Genomic DNA, 14,939 nt, shown 5'->3' with positions numbered 1-14,939 from the left:
GGCCACCGGCCCGGAGCCGACTCATGAGCGGGAGACCGCCCCGCGCTTACAGCACCGGCAGGTTCTTCCGCAGTTCGAAGGCCGTGACCTCGCTGCGGTACTCCTCCCACTCCTGCTTCTTGTTGCGGAGGAAGAAGTCGAACACATGCTCCCCCAGCGTCTCCGCCACCAGTTCGCTGCGTTCCATCAGCGAGATCGCCTCGCCCAGGTTCTGCGGCAGCGGTTCGATGCCCATCGCGCGGCGTTCCGCGTCCGAGAGCGCCCAGACGTCGTCGTCCGCGCCGGCCGGGAGTTCGTAGCCCTCCTCGATGCCCTTCAGGCCCGCCGCCAGCAGCACCGCGTACGTCAGGTACGGGTTCGCTCCGGAGTCGATCGAGCGGACCTCCACGCGGGCCGAGCCCGTCTTGCCCGGCTTGTACATCGGGACGCGGATCAGGGCCGAGCGGTTGTTGTGGCCCCAGCAGATGTACGAGGGGGCCTCGCCGCCCGCGCCCGCGCTGCGGGCCGAGCCGCCCCAGATGCGCTTGTAGGAGTTGACCCACTGGTTGGTGACGGCCGAGATCTCCGCCGCGTGCGTGAGCAGGCCCGCGATGAAGGACCGGCCGACCTTGGAGAGCTGGTACTCGGCGCCCGACTCGTAGAAGGCGTTCCGGTCGCCCTCGAAGAGCGAGAGGTGGGTGTGCATGCCCGAGCCCGGGTATTCGCTGAACGGCTTGGGCATGAAGGTCGCCTGCACACCCTGTTCCAGCGCGACCTGCTTCATGACCAGGCGGAAGGTCATGATGTTGTCCGCCGTGGAGAGCGCGTCCGCGTACCGCAGATCGATCTCCTGCTGTCCCGGCGCGCCCTCGTGGTGGCTGAACTCGACCGAGATGCCCATCGATTCGAGCATGGTGATCGCCTGCCGGCGGAAGTCCATGCCGACGTTCTGGGGGGTGTGGTCGAAGTAGCCGGAGTTGTCCGCGGGCACCGGGCGCGACCCGTCGAGCGGCTTGTCCTTCAGCAGGAAGAACTCGATCTCGGGATGCGTGTAGAAGGTGAAGCCCAGGTCCGAGGTCCGCGCGAGGATGCGCTTGAGGACGAAGCGCGGGTCCGCGAAGGACGGGGACCCGTCGGGCATCAGGATGTCGCAGAACATCCGGGCGGTCCCGGGGGCCTCCGCGCGCCAGGGCAGGATCTGGAAGGTGCTCGGATCGGGCTTGGCGATCATGTCGGACTCGTAGACGCGCGCGAAGCCCTCGATCGCGGAGCCGTCGAAGCCGATGCCTTCGTCGAAGGCCTGTTCCAGCTCGGCCGGGGCCACCGCGACCGACTTCAGGAAGCCGAGTACGTCGGTGAACCACAGGCGCACGAAGCGGATGTCGCGCTCCTCGAGCGTACGGAGCACGAATTCCTGCTGCTTATCCATGTCAACCCAATCCTTGCTGGTCAAGCCGCCTGCTACCGCGAGCATCCCACCCATGGGTTTCAGGCAGGTTGCGAACCCGGGCTGAGCCCATTGTGGGTCAGGGCACACCGGGAGACGACCCTGAGTCCCCTCTCACCTGTGGCGGGCGTGTTCCGGCGGTCGCGGCCGCGGCGGGAGGGCCGCCGCGGAGGCCGGAAGCGGCCGGTCGCAAGGGCCGGAAGCGGTCGGTCGCGGCGGCCGGGAACGGAGCCCCCGTTCCGGCGCGCCGCCCCGCTCGCTACGATCGCGGCCATGGGGGGCCCTCGGCTCACGCGCACCATGCGTCCCGTGGCACTGCTGAGTGCCGTGGCGACGCTCCTCGGCGCGCTCTTCATCTGCCCGAGCGCGTCGGCCGACCATCACACCGCGGTGCCGGACACGACGGTGGCCGCGTACTCGTGCCCGTACGACAACGGTGCCTGCGGGCTGCTGCCCATGGTCAGCCCCGCCGTGCTCACGGCTCCGCCGCTCGACCCTCCGCAGGCCGCGGAGGAGCAGCTGCCGCGGCTGGACCGCCCGGCCGGCACGGCCCGGCCTCCCCATGCCACCGCGCTGCCCCGCGCTCCGAGCCTGCACGTCCTTCAGGTGCTGCGGACCTGAGCCGTCCCGCACCTCCCCGCCCCCACTGATCACTTCATTGACGAAGGACGACACATCATGGCTTCCCGCACCAACGACCGCCGGGCCCGGATAGAGGAGATGCGCCGCGCCGAGCAGGCGCGCGAGCGCCGCGGGCGCATCATCACGATCGCCATCAGCGGTGTCGTCGTGGCCGGTCTGGTCGGCTTCGGCGTCTTCGTCCTCAACAAGGAGTCCGAGAAGAAGGACCAGCAGGTCGCCGAGGCGAAGGCGCCGGTCACCGGCGAGAAGTCCTGGGACGCCAAGAAGCTCGGGCGCAACCATGTCGCCAAGGCCGTCACCTACCCCATGAAGCCGCCGGTCGGCGGTGACCACAACCAGGTCTGGATGAACTGCAACGGCGACGTCTACACGGAGCCGGTCCCCGACGTGAACGCGGTGCACTCGCTGGAGCACGGCGCCGTGTGGGTGACATACAACGACAAGGCCCCGGCCGGTGAGGTCAGCAAGCTCGCCGACAAGGTGAAGAAGACGCCGTACACGATGATGAGCCCGGTCAAGGACCAGGCGGGCACCATCATGATCTCCGCGTGGGGCAAGCAGGTCACCGTCGACAGCGCGAGCGACAAGCGCGTGAGCCAGTTCTTCACCAAGTACGTGCAGGGCCCGCAGACGCCCGAGCCGGGCGCCGCGTGCACCAACGGTCTGAGTGGCAAGTGATCCGTATGACCCGTACGCACTGGGCGGCCGTCGTGGCGGTCGTCCTGGCGCTGCTGTTCGCGGGGGCCGCCACGGTGGCCTCCGCGGGTGGTGGTGACTCCGCCACGGCCGCGACGCCGACGGCGGATTCGGCGGACGCCGGGTTCGCGCGCGACATGGCGGTCCACCACCAGCAGGCGGTGGAGATGTCGTTCATCGTGCGCGACGGTACGCAGGACGACGAGGTCCGCCGGCTGGCGTACGACATCGCCAACACCCAGGCCAACCAGCGCGGCATGATGCTGGGCTGGCTGGATCTGTGGGGCCTGCCGAAGGTCACGGCGGACAGTGAGCCGATGGCCTGGATGGCCGGCGACGCGAAGGGCGGCCACGGCGGCCACGGCGGGACCGGTCATCAGGCCGAGGACGGCTCGCTGATGCCGGGTATGGCGACGAAGGCGGATGTGGAACGGCTGGACAAGGCCGTGGGCAAGCAGGCCGAGATCGAGTATCTCCAGCTGATGATCGTCCACCACAACGGCGGGATCTCCATGGCCAAGGGCTGTGTGGAGCTGTGCACGGTCGGTGCGGAACGGGACCTCGCGGCGGGCATGGTCGCCGCGCAGGAGTCGGAGGTCGCCCTGATGGTGGACCTGCTGCACAAGCGGGGCGCGGACGCCCGATCCTGAACACCCGGCCCGCGCGGGTGGGTTCGGTACGACCTGGCCTGGTCCGGTACCGGCCGGCCGCGCGGATGCCTTCGGTACGGGCCGGCCGCGCGGATGCCTTCCGTACCGGCCGGCCGCGCGGATGCCTTCGGTATGCGTCGGCCTGGTCCGTACCGGACGGCCGGGCCGCTCGGGCCGGGCCGCCGCGGCAGGTCCGTCCGGCCCGCACCGACGCCGAACCCGCGCGTCACCGCGGGCCTGACCGCGCCCGCTCCCCCGCCTGCGGCCCCGCCAGCGTCAGTGTCCGTCCGCCCCCGTCAGCCGCCAGGTGATCCGGGGCGGGCGGACCGCCGCGCAGAGCGGCATCCCGCAGCTGTCCGTCAGGCCGAGCACGGTCTCCGCCGTGCCACCGGCGGCCGCCCCCTCCGGCAGATCGGCGAGGAAGAACTTGGCCCGGCGGAACATCGCGAACGCACCGCCGTCCGGAAGCTCGCCCCACGTCAGATAGACGAAGCGCTCCCCGCGCCGCCCCTGGACATGGGGGCCGCGGAAGTCGGCCGACCCGTCGGCGGCCTCGACCGTCTCGACCGGGATGCGGAACACCGCCTCGGCCGCGTCCGCCCGCACCAACTGGTCCGGCTCGCGGCCGCGCTGGGTGCCCACATGGACGTCGCGGTAGTCGCCGCACACGCTGCCGGGCAGTTCGCGGCCCGTGATCCGCAGAGTCAGCCGTGCCATGCCGGGGCCTCCTGGTCGGTGCCGCGTACGGCCGCGGCCACCGCGTCCGGCCGGTCGAGCATCATCAGATGACCGGCCGCGACCTCCTGGAATCGGGCGCCGAGCAGATCGGCGAACGCCCGCTGCCGCGCCGTCCAGCGGCTCCCCGCAGCGTCGGCGGCGAGCACGGTGACCGGTACCTCCGGCAGGGGGTACCGCTCGCGCAGGTCGAGGAGTTCGGCGGCGACCGCGCGGTAGTGGGTGTTCTCCAGCAGCGCGCCGCGCAGGACGCGCGAGGTGCCGTAGCAGCGCCGTACGAGATCCGCGGGTGCCGGGTCGCCGCCGCCCGTGCGGGACAGCCGTACGGCCGCGCGCCGGGTCGCCGGGCCGAGGGCGGCCGGTACGCCGAGGGCTCCCAGCGCCCTGCCGACGGCGCCGGTGACCGCGGTGCGCACGGCGGGCGCGGCCGGTCTGCGCGCACCCTCCTCGATGCTGGAGTCGACGAGGACGACGGCCGCGGTGCGGGCGGGGTGGAGCCGGGCGAAGGACTCGGCGTGGAACCCGGCGATCGAGTGGCCCACCACCGTCACGGGCCCGTCCGTCCCGAGCGCGTCGAGCAGGCCCGCGATGCGGTGGGCCTCGCCGGCGGCCGAGGGCGGCACGGTGGCGGGGGCGCTGAGCCCGTGGCCCGGCCGGTCGAAGCGGACGACGGTGCGGTGCGGTGCGAGGAGGGGCACGACGGGGTCCCAGTCGAACCAGCTCATGGCGAGGCCGGCGCTCAGGACGCAGACCGGGCCGCTGCCCTCGACGACCACATGGTGCGCCACCCCGCCCACCCGTACGAACGTCACTGCGCCCCGCCTCTCCCCGCCCCTGCCGATGACGGCACGTGAGTTTCCCGCCAGCCTGCCACGGGCGGCGGCCGGCCGGCCCCTCGGGCCGCGCGGGCGCGCGGGCGCGGCCGGTGTTCCACCAACGGCACGACGTTGTGCACCTCACCCCCGCGCCCCGGCGCATCTCTTCCTCCCGCAGGACATCGCGTCAGTAAGACGATTACACTGGGCCGCGTGCCTCAACTACGTCTCGCTCTGAATCAGATCGACTCGACCGTCGGCGACCTCACCGGCAACGCCGAGGCGATCGTGCACTGGACCCGGCACTCCGCCGAGCAAGGGGCGCACCTCGTCGCCTTCCCCGAGATGGTGCTGACCGGCTACCCCGTGGAGGACCTGGCCCTGAGGTCGTCCTTCGTGGAGGCGTCCCGGGCCGCCGTGCGGGCACTCGCGGTGCGGCTCGACGACGAGGGCTTCGGCGAACTGCCCGTGATCCTCGGCTTTCTCGACCGAGCCGAGCACGCCCAGCCGAAGTACGGCCAGCCGGCGGGAGCGCCGCGGAACGCCGCCGCCGTGCTGCACCGGGGCGAGGTGGTGCTGACGTTCGCCAAGCACCATCTGCCCAACTACGGCGTCTTCGACGAGTTCCGCTACTTCATGCCCGGCGACACGATGCCGGTGATCCGCGTGCACGGCGTCGACGTCGCGCTCGCGATCTGCGAGGACCTCTGGCAGGACGGAGGGCGGGTGCCGGCCACCCGTTCCGCCGGTGCCGGGCTGCTGGTCTCCATCAACGCCTCGCCGTACGAGCAGAACAAGGACGACACCCGGCTGGAGTTGGTGCGCAAGCGCGCCCAGGAGGCCGGCTGCACCACCGCGTACCTCGCGATGATCGGCGGGCAGGACGAGCTGGTCTTCGACGGCGACTCGATCGTGGTCGACGCGCGGGGTGAAGTCGTCGCGCGTGCACCGCAGTTCGCGGAGGGCTGCGTCGTCCTCGACCTGGAGCTGCCGGCCGCGGGCGAGGTGCCGTCGGGAGTGGTGGACGACGGGCTGCGGATCGACCACGTCGTCATCTCCGAGGAGCCGCTGCCCGCGTACGAGGCGGAGGTGCCGGGCGGGTACGCCGAGCGCCTGGAGGACGACGAGGAGGTGTACTCCGCGCTGGTCGTGGGCCTGCGCGCGTACGCGGCCAAGAACGGATTCCGTTCGGTGCTGGTCGGGCTGTCGGGCGGTATCGACTCGGCGCTCGTCGCCGCGATCGCGTGCGACGCGCTCGGCGCGCAGAACGTGTACGGCGTCTCCATGCCGTCGAAGTACTCCTCGGACCACTCCAAGGGCGACGCGGCCGAGCTGGCCCGCCGCACGGGGCTCAACTTCCGCACGGTGTCGATCGAGCCGATGTTCGACGCGTACATGGGCTCGCTCGCCCTCACCGGCCTGGCCGAGGAGAACCTCCAGTCACGGCTGCGCGGCACGATGCTGATGGCCCTGTCCAACCAGGAGGGTCACATCGTGCTCGCGCCGGGCAACAAGTCCGAGCTGGCGGTGGGGTACTCGACGCTGTACGGCGACTCGGTCGGCGCCTACGGGCCGATCAAGGACGTCTACAAGACGACCGTGTTCCGGCTCGCGCGATGGCGCAACCGCGCCGCCGAGGAGCGTGGTCAGGTGGCGCCGATCCCGGAGGCCTCGATCAGCAAGCCGCCGAGCGCGGAGCTGCGCCCCGGCCAGGTCGACACCGACTCGCTGCCGGACTACGACGTGCTGGACCGGATCCTCGCGATGTACGTGGACCGCGACCAGGGCAAGGACGCCATCGTCACGGCCGGGTTCGACGAGGAGCTGGTCGCGAAGACACTGAGGATGGTGGACACGGCGGAGTACAAGCGGCGTCAGTACCCGCCGGGCACCAAGATCTCGGCCAAGGGCTTCGGCAAGGACCGACGGCTGCCGATCACGAACCGCTGGCGCGAGACGACGGGCTGACCTCGCGCTGTCCGGACGGAGGGGGGCTTCCCGCGGCGACGACCCGGGAGGTCCCCTTCGGCGTACGGTCCAGCAGTCCGGCGGCCGCGGCGATGCCCAGGCCGGCCACCGCGAGCACGGCGCCGACCAGCATCGGGGATGTCCAGCCCCAGCCCGCCGCGATGGCCGCGCCACCGAGCCAGGCGCCGCCCGCGTTGGCGAGGTTGAACGCGGAGTGGTTGGAGGCGGAGGCCAGGGTCGGGGCGTCCTTGGCCTTGTTCATCACCAGCATCTGCAGCGGGGTGGTGGTCATGAACCCGACCGCGCCGAGGACGACGACGGTGACCAGGGCGGCCGCCTGGTGGTGCACGGTGAAGCGGAAGGCCACCAGCACGATCGCGAGGGCGGCGAGCGATCCGTAGAGCGTGGGGCGCAGCGCCCGGTCGGTGAGCGGTCCCGCGGCGAGCGCGCCGAGGGTCATACCGATGCCGAACAGCGCGAGGACGAGGGTGACGGAGGACTCGCCGAAGCCCATGACCTCGGTGGTCATCGAGGCCAGGTAGGAGTAGACGGCGAACACGCCCGCGAAGCCGAAGACGGCGGTGAGCAGGCCGAGGAGCACCTGGCGGTTGCCGAGGGCGCGCATCTCCCGGCCGAGGCTCTGATGGTCGTCCACGGGTATCCGCGGGACGAGCCGGGCGAGCGCCACCATGGCGACCAGGCCGATCACGGTGACCACGAGGAAGGTGGCGCGCCAGCCGAGGTGCTGGCCGAGCAGGGTGGCGGCGGGCACACCGACGATGTTGGCGACGGTGAGGCCGAGGAACATCGTGGCCACGGCGCGCGCCTGCCGCCCGTCGGCGACCAGCCGCGCGGCGACGACGGCGCCGACGCCGAAGAACGCCCCGTGCGGAAGCCCGGCGAGCACCCGGCCCGCGACCAGCCAGCCGAAGCCGGGGGCGAGCGCGGAGGCGAGGTTGCCGACGACGAAGAGCGCCATCAGGAGCAGCAGCATCTTCTTGCGCGGGATGCGTGAGCCGACGGCCGTGAGCAGGGGCGCGCCGAGGACGACGCCGATCGCGTACGCGGAGACGAGATACCCCGCGGTGGGGACGGAGGTGCCGAGGTCGTCGGCGACGTTGGGCAGCAGGCCCATCATCACGAATTCTGTGGTGCCGATGCCGAAGGCGGAGACGGCAAGCGCGAGCAGCGCCAGGGGCATGGGGGTGGGCCTTTCACAACGCGTAAGTTCCTTTACTGAACAAAGGGTCTCACGAGCTGGGTCCCCCGGGGTGAACGCCGGGTTTCGGTCCGGGGACCCGGGCGGGCCCCGCGGACAGCGGTCAGAACCTGACCCGCGCCGCGATCGGCAGATGGTCGCTGTCCGTCTGCGGCAGCGTCCACGACGAGACCGGGTCGATCCCCCGCACCATGATCTGGTCGATGCGCGCCATCGGGAACGACGCCGGCCAGCTGAACCCGAAGCCGTCCCCGGCCGCTCCCTGGGTGGAGCGCATCTGCGAGGTGATGGCCTTCAGCGAGCGGTCGTTCATCGTCCCGTTGAGGTCGCCGAGCAGCACGACCCTGTCGACGGGCTCGCGGGCGATCGCCATGCCGAGCGCGTCGGCGCTGTTGTCACGCTGGTTGGCGGTGAAGCCGGCGTTCAGCTTCACCCGTACCGAGGGCATGTGGGCCACGTACACCGCGACCGCGCCCTGCGGGGTCTGCACGGTGGAGCGCATCGCGCGCGTCCAGCCCATGTTGATGTCGACGGGCGAGGTGTCGCTCATGGGGTACTTGCTCCACAGGCCGACCGTGCCCTGCACCGAGTGGTACTTGTACGTCCCCGCGAGCGCTTCCTCGTAGGTGGAGACCTGCCCCTGGGGCAGTTCCTGGAGCGCCACGACGTCCGCGCCCGAGGCGGCCACCTCCTGGGCGGTGCCCCCGGGGTCCGGATTGTCAGCGTTCACGTTGTGCGTGGCGACCGTCAGATCCCCGCCGGCGACCGACTTGTCGGTCAGCAGCCCGCCGAAGAGGTTCAGCCACACGATGGTCGGGAGCAGCAGGGCGATCAGCGCGGTGGCCGAACGCCGCCACACGGCGGCGACGAGGATCACCGGGATGAAGACTCCCAGCCACGGAAGAAACGTCTCCGCGAGACTGCCGAGGTTGCCGATCCTGTTGGGCATCTGCGCGTGCAGGATCATCAGCAGCGCGATCACCACGGCGCACGACGCGAGCAGAAGGCCGCGCCGCCAGATGCCGCTGTCCCCGCGCCAGCGCTCCAGGAGGCGCCGGACCCGGGATGAGGTGAACCGGTCCCCCGGGCCGCCGTTCCCGGTCTCCGTCTTGTACGCCTGCACCATGGAGCTGTCCTCACTGCCTTGCCGTCACACCAGCCTCGGCGTCGACACTAGGCGATGACGGTACTTTCCCTGCCACCCCGGGGCGGCCGTACTGTTTCGGAGACGACAGCGCGGCCCGCGGGGTTCCTGGTATCGGGCCAGGTTGGGGCGCTGTGACAGAACACGCACACTTCGGGCAACTCCTCGGCGCGCCGTGTCATACGGGCCCGCGGACCCCCGCGAGCACCGCGTCGACTATCTCTTCCGCGCTGCCCGGGCCCGGTGTCCGGTCGGACCGCAGCACGGTCCGCACGAGCATCGGGCCGAGGAACAGGTCGCCGAGCAGACCGAGGTCGATGTCGTCACGGATCTCCCCCATCTCGACGCCCCGGCGCAGCACTTCGTCCATCCGGCGGCGCCGAGGTGCCACCGACATACGGTGGTACATGTCCCAGAGCCGGGGGTAACTCTGCATCTGGGCGAGGACGTTGAGCAGCAGGGCCGAGGATCCTCTGGCCAGTCCGCGGCGGCGCACGGTCTCCACCATCGCGACCAGGTCGTCCCGTACCGACGTGCCGGGCAGCGGCGGGTCCGCTGGTTCGAAGGAGCGGACGACCTCGACGAACAGCGCTTCCTTGTTCTCCCAGCGGCGGTAGAGGGTGGCCTTGCCGACGCCGGCGGTGCGGGCGATGCGGTCCACGGAGAGTTCGGAGAGCGGCAGGCCCTCCTCCAGGAGGGTCACCACGGCCTCGATGATCGACCGTTCGGCGGCCTCGCTGCGTGGCCTGCCGCGGCGGGCCACGGGCGCGGAGCCGCCGGCGGTGCGGGGTTCGGCGTGACTCGCGGCGCGCGGGGAGCCGGGGGACGCCCGGCCGGGGCGCGCCTGCTCGTCCTGCACGGGCATCTCCGCACCGCCTCTCACTGTCGTCACCGCCTGTTCGGCGCCTTTCGGTCGGCGCCGCCGGGCCGCAGCCGTCCGATCGCCGCCGGGCCGCGGGTCAGCGTCCGGCGCCCTCCCGCTCGGGCAGCGCGTCGGGCTCGGGGGCGGGCCGGGCCGGGGCCCTGCCCGGCAGGAAGAGCGCCACGACGACCGCTCCCGCGACGGCCACCGTCGCCGCGCAGGCCGCTGTGAGATGCATGGCGTCGAGGAAGGCGTGCTGCGCCGGGCCGACGAGCGCCCTGCCCGCCGGACCCATCGTGTCCGCCACGCCGAGGGTGGCCTCGATCGATTCCCCGGCCGCGCTCCGCGCGTCCGCCGGAACGCTCAGCAGGTGCCCCTCGATCTCGCTGCGGTAGCGCGTGGACAGCAGCGAGCCGAGGACGGCGACGCCGAGCGCTCCGCCGACCTGGCGGAAGGTGTTGTTGACCGCGGAGCCGGAGCCGGCCTTCTCGCGGGGCAGCGCCTGCATCACCGACAGCGTGACCGGCGGCATGATGTGCGCCATTCCGACGCCCTGGACGAACAGCATGAACTCGACGACCCACAGGGGCGTGGACGCGTCGAAGAACACGAAGGCCGCGAGTCCGGCCGCGACCATCACCATGCCGACGGCACAGACGGGACGGGCGCCGAACCGGTCGACGACGAGGCGGGCCCGGGGGGCGAACACCACCTGGGCGACGGCGAGCGGCAGTACGAGCATGCCGGCGCGCAGCGGGCTGTAGCCGCGGATGCTCTGGAGGTAGAAGGCGGAGAAGAACGTCACGCCCATCACCGCGAAGAACACCAGCGCCATGGCGGCGATCGCCGCGGAGAAGGCCGGCTTGGCGAAGCAGGAGATGTCCAGCGCCGGGTGGTCGATGTGCTTCTCGTACAGGACGAAGAGGGCCAGCACGACGAGGCCGCCGACCAGCGGGAGCAGCACGGACGCCGCGGTGAAGTCGGCGAGCTCTCCGCCGCGGATGATGCCGTACACCAGCAGCACCAGGCCGACGATGGACAGCAGCACACCGACGGGGTCGAGACGGCCGGGATTCGGGTCCTTGGAGTCGGGCACCAGGATCGCCATCGTGACCAGCGCGACGATCACCACGGGAACGTTGATCAGGAAGATCGAGCCCCACCAGAAGTGCTCCAGGAGCACTCCGCCGGTGAACGGGCCGATGGCGATGGCGACGCCCACGCTGCCCGTCCAGATCCCCATGGCCCGGGCCTGCTCGTCGCGCTCGAAGACGTTCATCAGGACGGCGAGCGTGGCAGGCATCACAAAGGCGGCGCCGAGGCCCATGATCGCCCGGTAGACGATGAGTTCCGAGGGGGTGGCGGAGAAGGCGGCGAGCGCGGAGCCCGTGCCGAACACCAGGACACCGAGGAGCAGCACGTTCTTGCGCCCGAGCCGGTCGCCGACCAGGCCGGCGGTGAAGAGGAGGCCGGCGAAGACGAGCGTGTAGGCGTTGATGGCCCACTCCAGCTCACTCTGGGTGGCGCCGATGCCCGTGGGCGCGGGGGTGGCGATCGTCTTGACCGCCACATTCAGGATCGAGTTGTCCAGCACCACGATGAGCATGCTGAACGTCAGGACGGTGAGGATCGCCCAGCGTCGACGGTGGACGATCTCGGGGACAGAGGGTGCGACACGACCCGGCGGTGTGGCCATCGGCGCAGAATATCCCATTTCGATACGAAATCGTCTCGTATGGCAGGCCGACACCCGACCGGCCCCCTCCCCTTCCGTCCGCACGGCACGAGGTGCCACCATGGAGCTGATCCGGGGACGCCGTCAGGGCGCCTCGAGATGACGAAGGAGCCGTTAGCCATGACGCTTCAGGCTGCCCAGAAGCCCACCGACAGCAGCAAGGCGCTGTACGGCGGCAAGGGCACTCGCCGCATCACGGTCCACGACATCACCGCCGCCAAGGAACGCGGCGAGAAGTGGCCCATGCTCACCGCCTACGACGCGATGATCGCCTCCGTCTTCGACGAGGCCGGCATCCCCGTGATGCTCGTCGGTGACTCCATGGGCAACACCCACCTCGGCTACGACACCACCGTGCCGGTCACCATGGACGAGATGACGCTGCTCGCCGCGGCGGTCGTCCGGGGCACCAGCCGCGCCCTCGTCGTCGGCGACCTCCCGTTCGGCTCGTACCAGGAAGGGCCCGTCCAGGCCCTGCGCAACGCCACCCGACTGGTCAAGGAGGCGGGTGTCGGCGCGGTCAAGCTGGAGGGCGGCGAGCGCTCGCTGCCGCAGACCGAGCTGATCGTCGAGTCCGGCATCCCCGTGATGTCCCACCTGGGCCTGACCCCGCAGTCCGTGAACACCATGGGCTACCGGGTGCAGGGCCGCGGCGACGAGGCGGCCCACCGGCTGCTGCGCGACGCCAAGGCCGCGCAGGACGCCGGCGCCTTCGCGGTCGTCCTCGAACTGGTCCCCGCGGAGCTGGCCGCCGAGGTCACCCGGTCCCTGCACATCCCGACGATCGGCATCGGCGCCGGCCCCGACACGGACGCCCAGGTCCTCGTCTGGACGGACATGGCGGGCCTCACGGGCGGCAAGGTGCCGCGCTTCACCAAGCAGTACGCCGATCTGCGCCGGACGCTCGGCGACGCCGCGAAGGCCTTCGCCGACGACGTCGTCGGCGGCGCGTTCCCGCAGGAAGAGCACACCTTCCACTAGCCACTCCCGGCACAGACGACAGCCCGCCGATCTTCCCCCGTCGGCGGGCTGTCGGCATGCTCACGTCAGAAAGCGCGCGCGTGAACCGGCCTCTCCCCCGAGCAGTCGGACACCGGCCGTCGTGCGGCCGTCGACAAGGTGTCGGCGGCTTGTCGGCGGGCTGTCGGTGGGACCCGGCATTGTTGACGCCATGACGCGAATCGACAAGAACCCTGACGGCGGCAAGGACAACGCCGTCGAGGTGCGGGGGCTGGTCAAGCACTACGGCGAGACCAAGGCGCTGGACGGGGTGGACCTGGACGTCCGCGAGGGCACCGTGCTCGGTGTGCTCGGACCCAACGGCGCTGGCAAGACCACACTCGTACGCTGCCTCTCCACCCTCGTCACCCCCGACGCCGGTACGGCCGTCGTGGCGGGCTACGACGTGGTGAAGCAGCCGCGGCAGCTGCGCCGCACCATCGGACTCACCGGTCAGTACGCCTCGGTCGACGAGAAGCTGTCCGGCTGGGAGAACCTCTACATGATCGGGCGGCTGCTCGATCTGCCGCGCAGGGCCGCCCGGCAGCGCGCCGACGAGATGCTGGAGCGCTTCTCGCTCACCGACGCGGCGAAGCGGCCCGCGATGCAGTACTCCGGCGGTATGCGCCGGCGTCTCGACCTCGCCGCCTCGATGATCGGGCAGCCGGCCGTGCTCTATCTGGACGAGCCGACGACCGGACTCGACCCCCGGACCCGCAACGAGGTCTGGGACGAGGTGCAGCGGATGGTCGCGGAGGGGGCGACCGTCCTGCTCACCACCCAGTACATGGAAGAGGCCGAGCAGCTCGCGAACGAGCTCACGGTCATCGACCGCGGGCGGGTCATCGCCAACGGCCGGGTGGACGAGCTCAAGGCCAAGGTCGGCGGGCGCACCCTGCAGATCCGCCCGTCCGACCCCGCCCAGCTGCCCGCGATGGCGCGGGTCCTCGCCGAGGCCGGACTCGACGGCGTCTCCGGCGCCACGGTGGTGCCCGACGAGGGCCTGCTGTACGTGCCGATCCTCAGCGACGCCCAACTGACCGCCGTCGTCGGCGTGATGGGCTCGCACGGCTTCGGCATCGCCCACATCGGCACCCATCTGCCCAGCCTGGACGAGGTGTTCCTGGCCATCACGGGCGAGAAGACGTCCGTGTCCGACACGATCGAAGAGGAGGTCGCCGCGTGAGCACGGCAACTGCCACCCCCGCGCCCACCGAGGCGCCCGCCCGACGCCCCGAGGCGCCGGCCGGCGAGGGCCGGATCGGCCTGCGCGGCAATCTGCGCCACATCGGTGCGCTGGTGCGCCGCAACGCGCTCCAGATCAAGCAGGACCCGGAGTCGATGTTCGACGCCGTCCTCATGCCGATCATCTTCACGCTGCTGTTCGTGTACGTCTTCGGCGGCGCGATCTCCGGCAAGGGCAACCAGGACGCGTACGTCAACTACGTGATCCCCGGCCTGATGGCCATGATGGGGATGAACATCGCCATGGCCGTCGGCACCGGTGTCAACGACGACTTCAAGAAGGGCGTGATGGACCGCTTCCGGTCCATGCCCATCGCACGGTCCTCGGTGCTCATCGCCAAAATCGTCGTCGAGGTCGGCCGGATGCTGGTCGCCACCACGATCCTGCTCGGCATGGGCTTCGCGCTCGGCCTGGAGATCAAGACCTCGGTGCTGCACCTGTTCGCGGCGATCGGTCTGTCCACGGTCTTCGGCGCCTCGCTGATGTGGATCTTCATTCTGCTCGGTCTCACCATGAAGACGGCGCAGGCCGTCCAGGGAGTGGCCATGCTCGTACTGATGCCGCTCCAGTTCGGGTCGTCGATCTTCGCCCCGCCGACGACGATGCCCGGCTGGCTGGAGAGCTTCACCGACTACAACCCGCTGTCCAATCTCGCGGACGCGGCACGGGCCCTGATCAACGGCGGTGCGGTCGCCCACTCGGTGTGGATGACACTCGCCTGGGCCGCCGCCATCACGGTGGTGACCGCGCCGCTCGCGGTCGCCAAGTTCCGCAAGAAGACCTGAGCCCGGCGGCCGGGGCG

At 71.1% G+C, this 14,939-nt stretch carries 14 protein-coding genes; 7 read left to right on the top strand and 7 right to left on the bottom strand.

Translation table 11 applies throughout. The features are described 5' to 3' along the window. Positions 1-46: 46 nt before the first annotated feature. A complete protein-coding gene (gene glnA / locus ACFWU3_RS21550; protein WP_340472770.1) occupies positions 47-1,408 on the bottom strand; it encodes a type I glutamate--ammonia ligase in 1,362 nt (453 codons plus the stop codon). A 318-nt stretch (positions 1,409-1,726) separates the two neighbouring features. Here glnA and ACFWU3_RS21545 point away from each other — a divergent pair, with 318 nt between their 5' ends. From ACFWU3_RS21545 to ACFWU3_RS21535, 3 genes are read left to right on the top strand one after another with little or no spacing between them, the layout of a single operon-like run. Continuing rightward, the gene (locus ACFWU3_RS21545) at positions 1,727-2,047 is read left to right on the top strand and encodes a hypothetical protein (protein ID WP_384439817.1); all 321 of its coding nucleotides are present in this window, start codon (positions 1,727-1,729) and stop codon (positions 2,045-2,047) included. Between the two features lie 57 nt (positions 2,048-2,104). Further along, positions 2,105-2,746 (top strand): DUF3105 domain-containing protein, encoded by a 642-nt coding sequence (locus tag ACFWU3_RS21540; protein WP_384439805.1) that lies wholly within the window; start codon positions 2,105-2,107, stop codon positions 2,744-2,746. 5 nt (positions 2,747-2,751) lie between these two features. Continuing rightward, a complete protein-coding gene (locus ACFWU3_RS21535) occupies positions 2,752-3,414 on the top strand; it encodes a DUF305 domain-containing protein (protein WP_384439802.1) in 663 nt (220 codons plus the stop codon). Positions 3,415-3,690: 276 nt separating this feature from the next. Here the strand turns inward: ACFWU3_RS21535 and ACFWU3_RS21530 are convergent, their stop codons facing one another. Together ACFWU3_RS21530 and ACFWU3_RS21525 are read right to left on the bottom strand one after the other, a co-directional pair. Beyond that, positions 3,691-4,131, bottom strand: coding sequence for a DUF5990 family protein (locus ACFWU3_RS21530; protein ID WP_384439799.1), 441 nt, complete (start codon positions 4,129-4,131; stop codon positions 3,691-3,693). Continuing rightward, entirely contained in the window at positions 4,119-4,961 is an 843-nt protein-coding gene (locus ACFWU3_RS21525; RefSeq protein ID WP_384439796.1) for an alpha/beta fold hydrolase, read from the bottom strand. Before ACFWU3_RS21525 ends, ACFWU3_RS21530 begins: the two co-directional genes overlap by 13 nt. Positions 4,962-5,177: 216 nt before the next feature. Here ACFWU3_RS21525 and ACFWU3_RS21520 point away from each other — a divergent pair, with 216 nt between their 5' ends. Then, positions 5,178-6,932, top strand: coding sequence for an NAD+ synthase (locus ACFWU3_RS21520; protein WP_384439793.1), 1,755 nt, complete (start codon positions 5,178-5,180; stop codon positions 6,930-6,932). Here the strand turns inward: ACFWU3_RS21520 and ACFWU3_RS21515 are convergent. The 4 genes from ACFWU3_RS21515 to ACFWU3_RS21500 form a co-directional block, all read right to left on the bottom strand. Beyond that, a complete protein-coding gene (locus ACFWU3_RS21515; protein ID WP_384439790.1) occupies positions 6,901-8,133 on the bottom strand; it encodes an MFS transporter in 1,233 nt (410 codons plus the stop codon). The two genes, ACFWU3_RS21520 and ACFWU3_RS21515, sit on opposite strands and share 32 nt — an antisense overlap. A gap of 121 nt (positions 8,134-8,254) precedes the next feature. Next, positions 8,255-9,277 carry an endonuclease/exonuclease/phosphatase family protein gene (locus ACFWU3_RS21510; protein WP_384439787.1) on the bottom strand — a complete coding sequence of 341 codons (1,023 nt, stop codon included), beginning with the start codon at positions 9,275-9,277 and terminating at the stop codon, positions 8,255-8,257. A gap of 196 nt (positions 9,278-9,473) precedes the next feature. Beyond that, complete coding sequence (locus ACFWU3_RS21505; protein ID WP_384439784.1) at positions 9,474-10,187, bottom strand: TetR/AcrR family transcriptional regulator; 714 nt, start codon at positions 10,185-10,187, stop codon at positions 9,474-9,476. A gap of 67 nt (positions 10,188-10,254) precedes the next feature. Then, positions 10,255-11,853 carry an MFS transporter gene (locus ACFWU3_RS21500; RefSeq protein ID WP_384439781.1) on the bottom strand — a complete coding sequence of 533 codons (1,599 nt, stop codon included), beginning with the start codon at positions 11,851-11,853 and terminating at the stop codon, positions 10,255-10,257. 159 nt (positions 11,854-12,012) lie between these two features. Here ACFWU3_RS21500 and panB point away from each other — a divergent pair, with 159 nt between their 5' ends. The 3 genes from panB to ACFWU3_RS21485 all read left to right on the top strand — a co-directional run bounded on the left by panB (position 12,013) and on the right by ACFWU3_RS21485 (position 14,922). After that, positions 12,013-12,873, top strand: coding sequence for a 3-methyl-2-oxobutanoate hydroxymethyltransferase (panB, locus tag ACFWU3_RS21495; protein ID WP_384439777.1), 861 nt, complete (start codon positions 12,013-12,015; stop codon positions 12,871-12,873). Positions 12,874-13,063: 190 nt separating this feature from the next. Continuing rightward, on the top strand, positions 13,064-14,077 hold the full coding sequence (locus ACFWU3_RS21490) for an ATP-binding cassette domain-containing protein (RefSeq protein WP_384439774.1): 1,014 nt from the start codon (positions 13,064-13,066) through the stop codon (positions 14,075-14,077). Then, complete coding sequence (locus ACFWU3_RS21485; RefSeq protein ID WP_384439771.1) at positions 14,074-14,922, top strand: ABC transporter permease; 849 nt, start codon at positions 14,074-14,076, stop codon at positions 14,920-14,922. The genes ACFWU3_RS21490 and ACFWU3_RS21485 overlap by 4 nt, the downstream gene beginning before the upstream one ends. The last annotated feature ends 17 nt before the right edge of the window (positions 14,923-14,939 follow it).

It is taken from the genome of Streptomyces sp. NPDC058685, from assembly GCF_042714725.1.
Classification (GTDB): domain Bacteria; phylum Actinomycetota; class Actinomycetes; order Streptomycetales; family Streptomycetaceae; genus Streptomyces.
The sequence above is the reverse complement of the archived record's forward strand: the minus strand, read 5'-3'. Positions and strand labels throughout refer to the sequence as shown.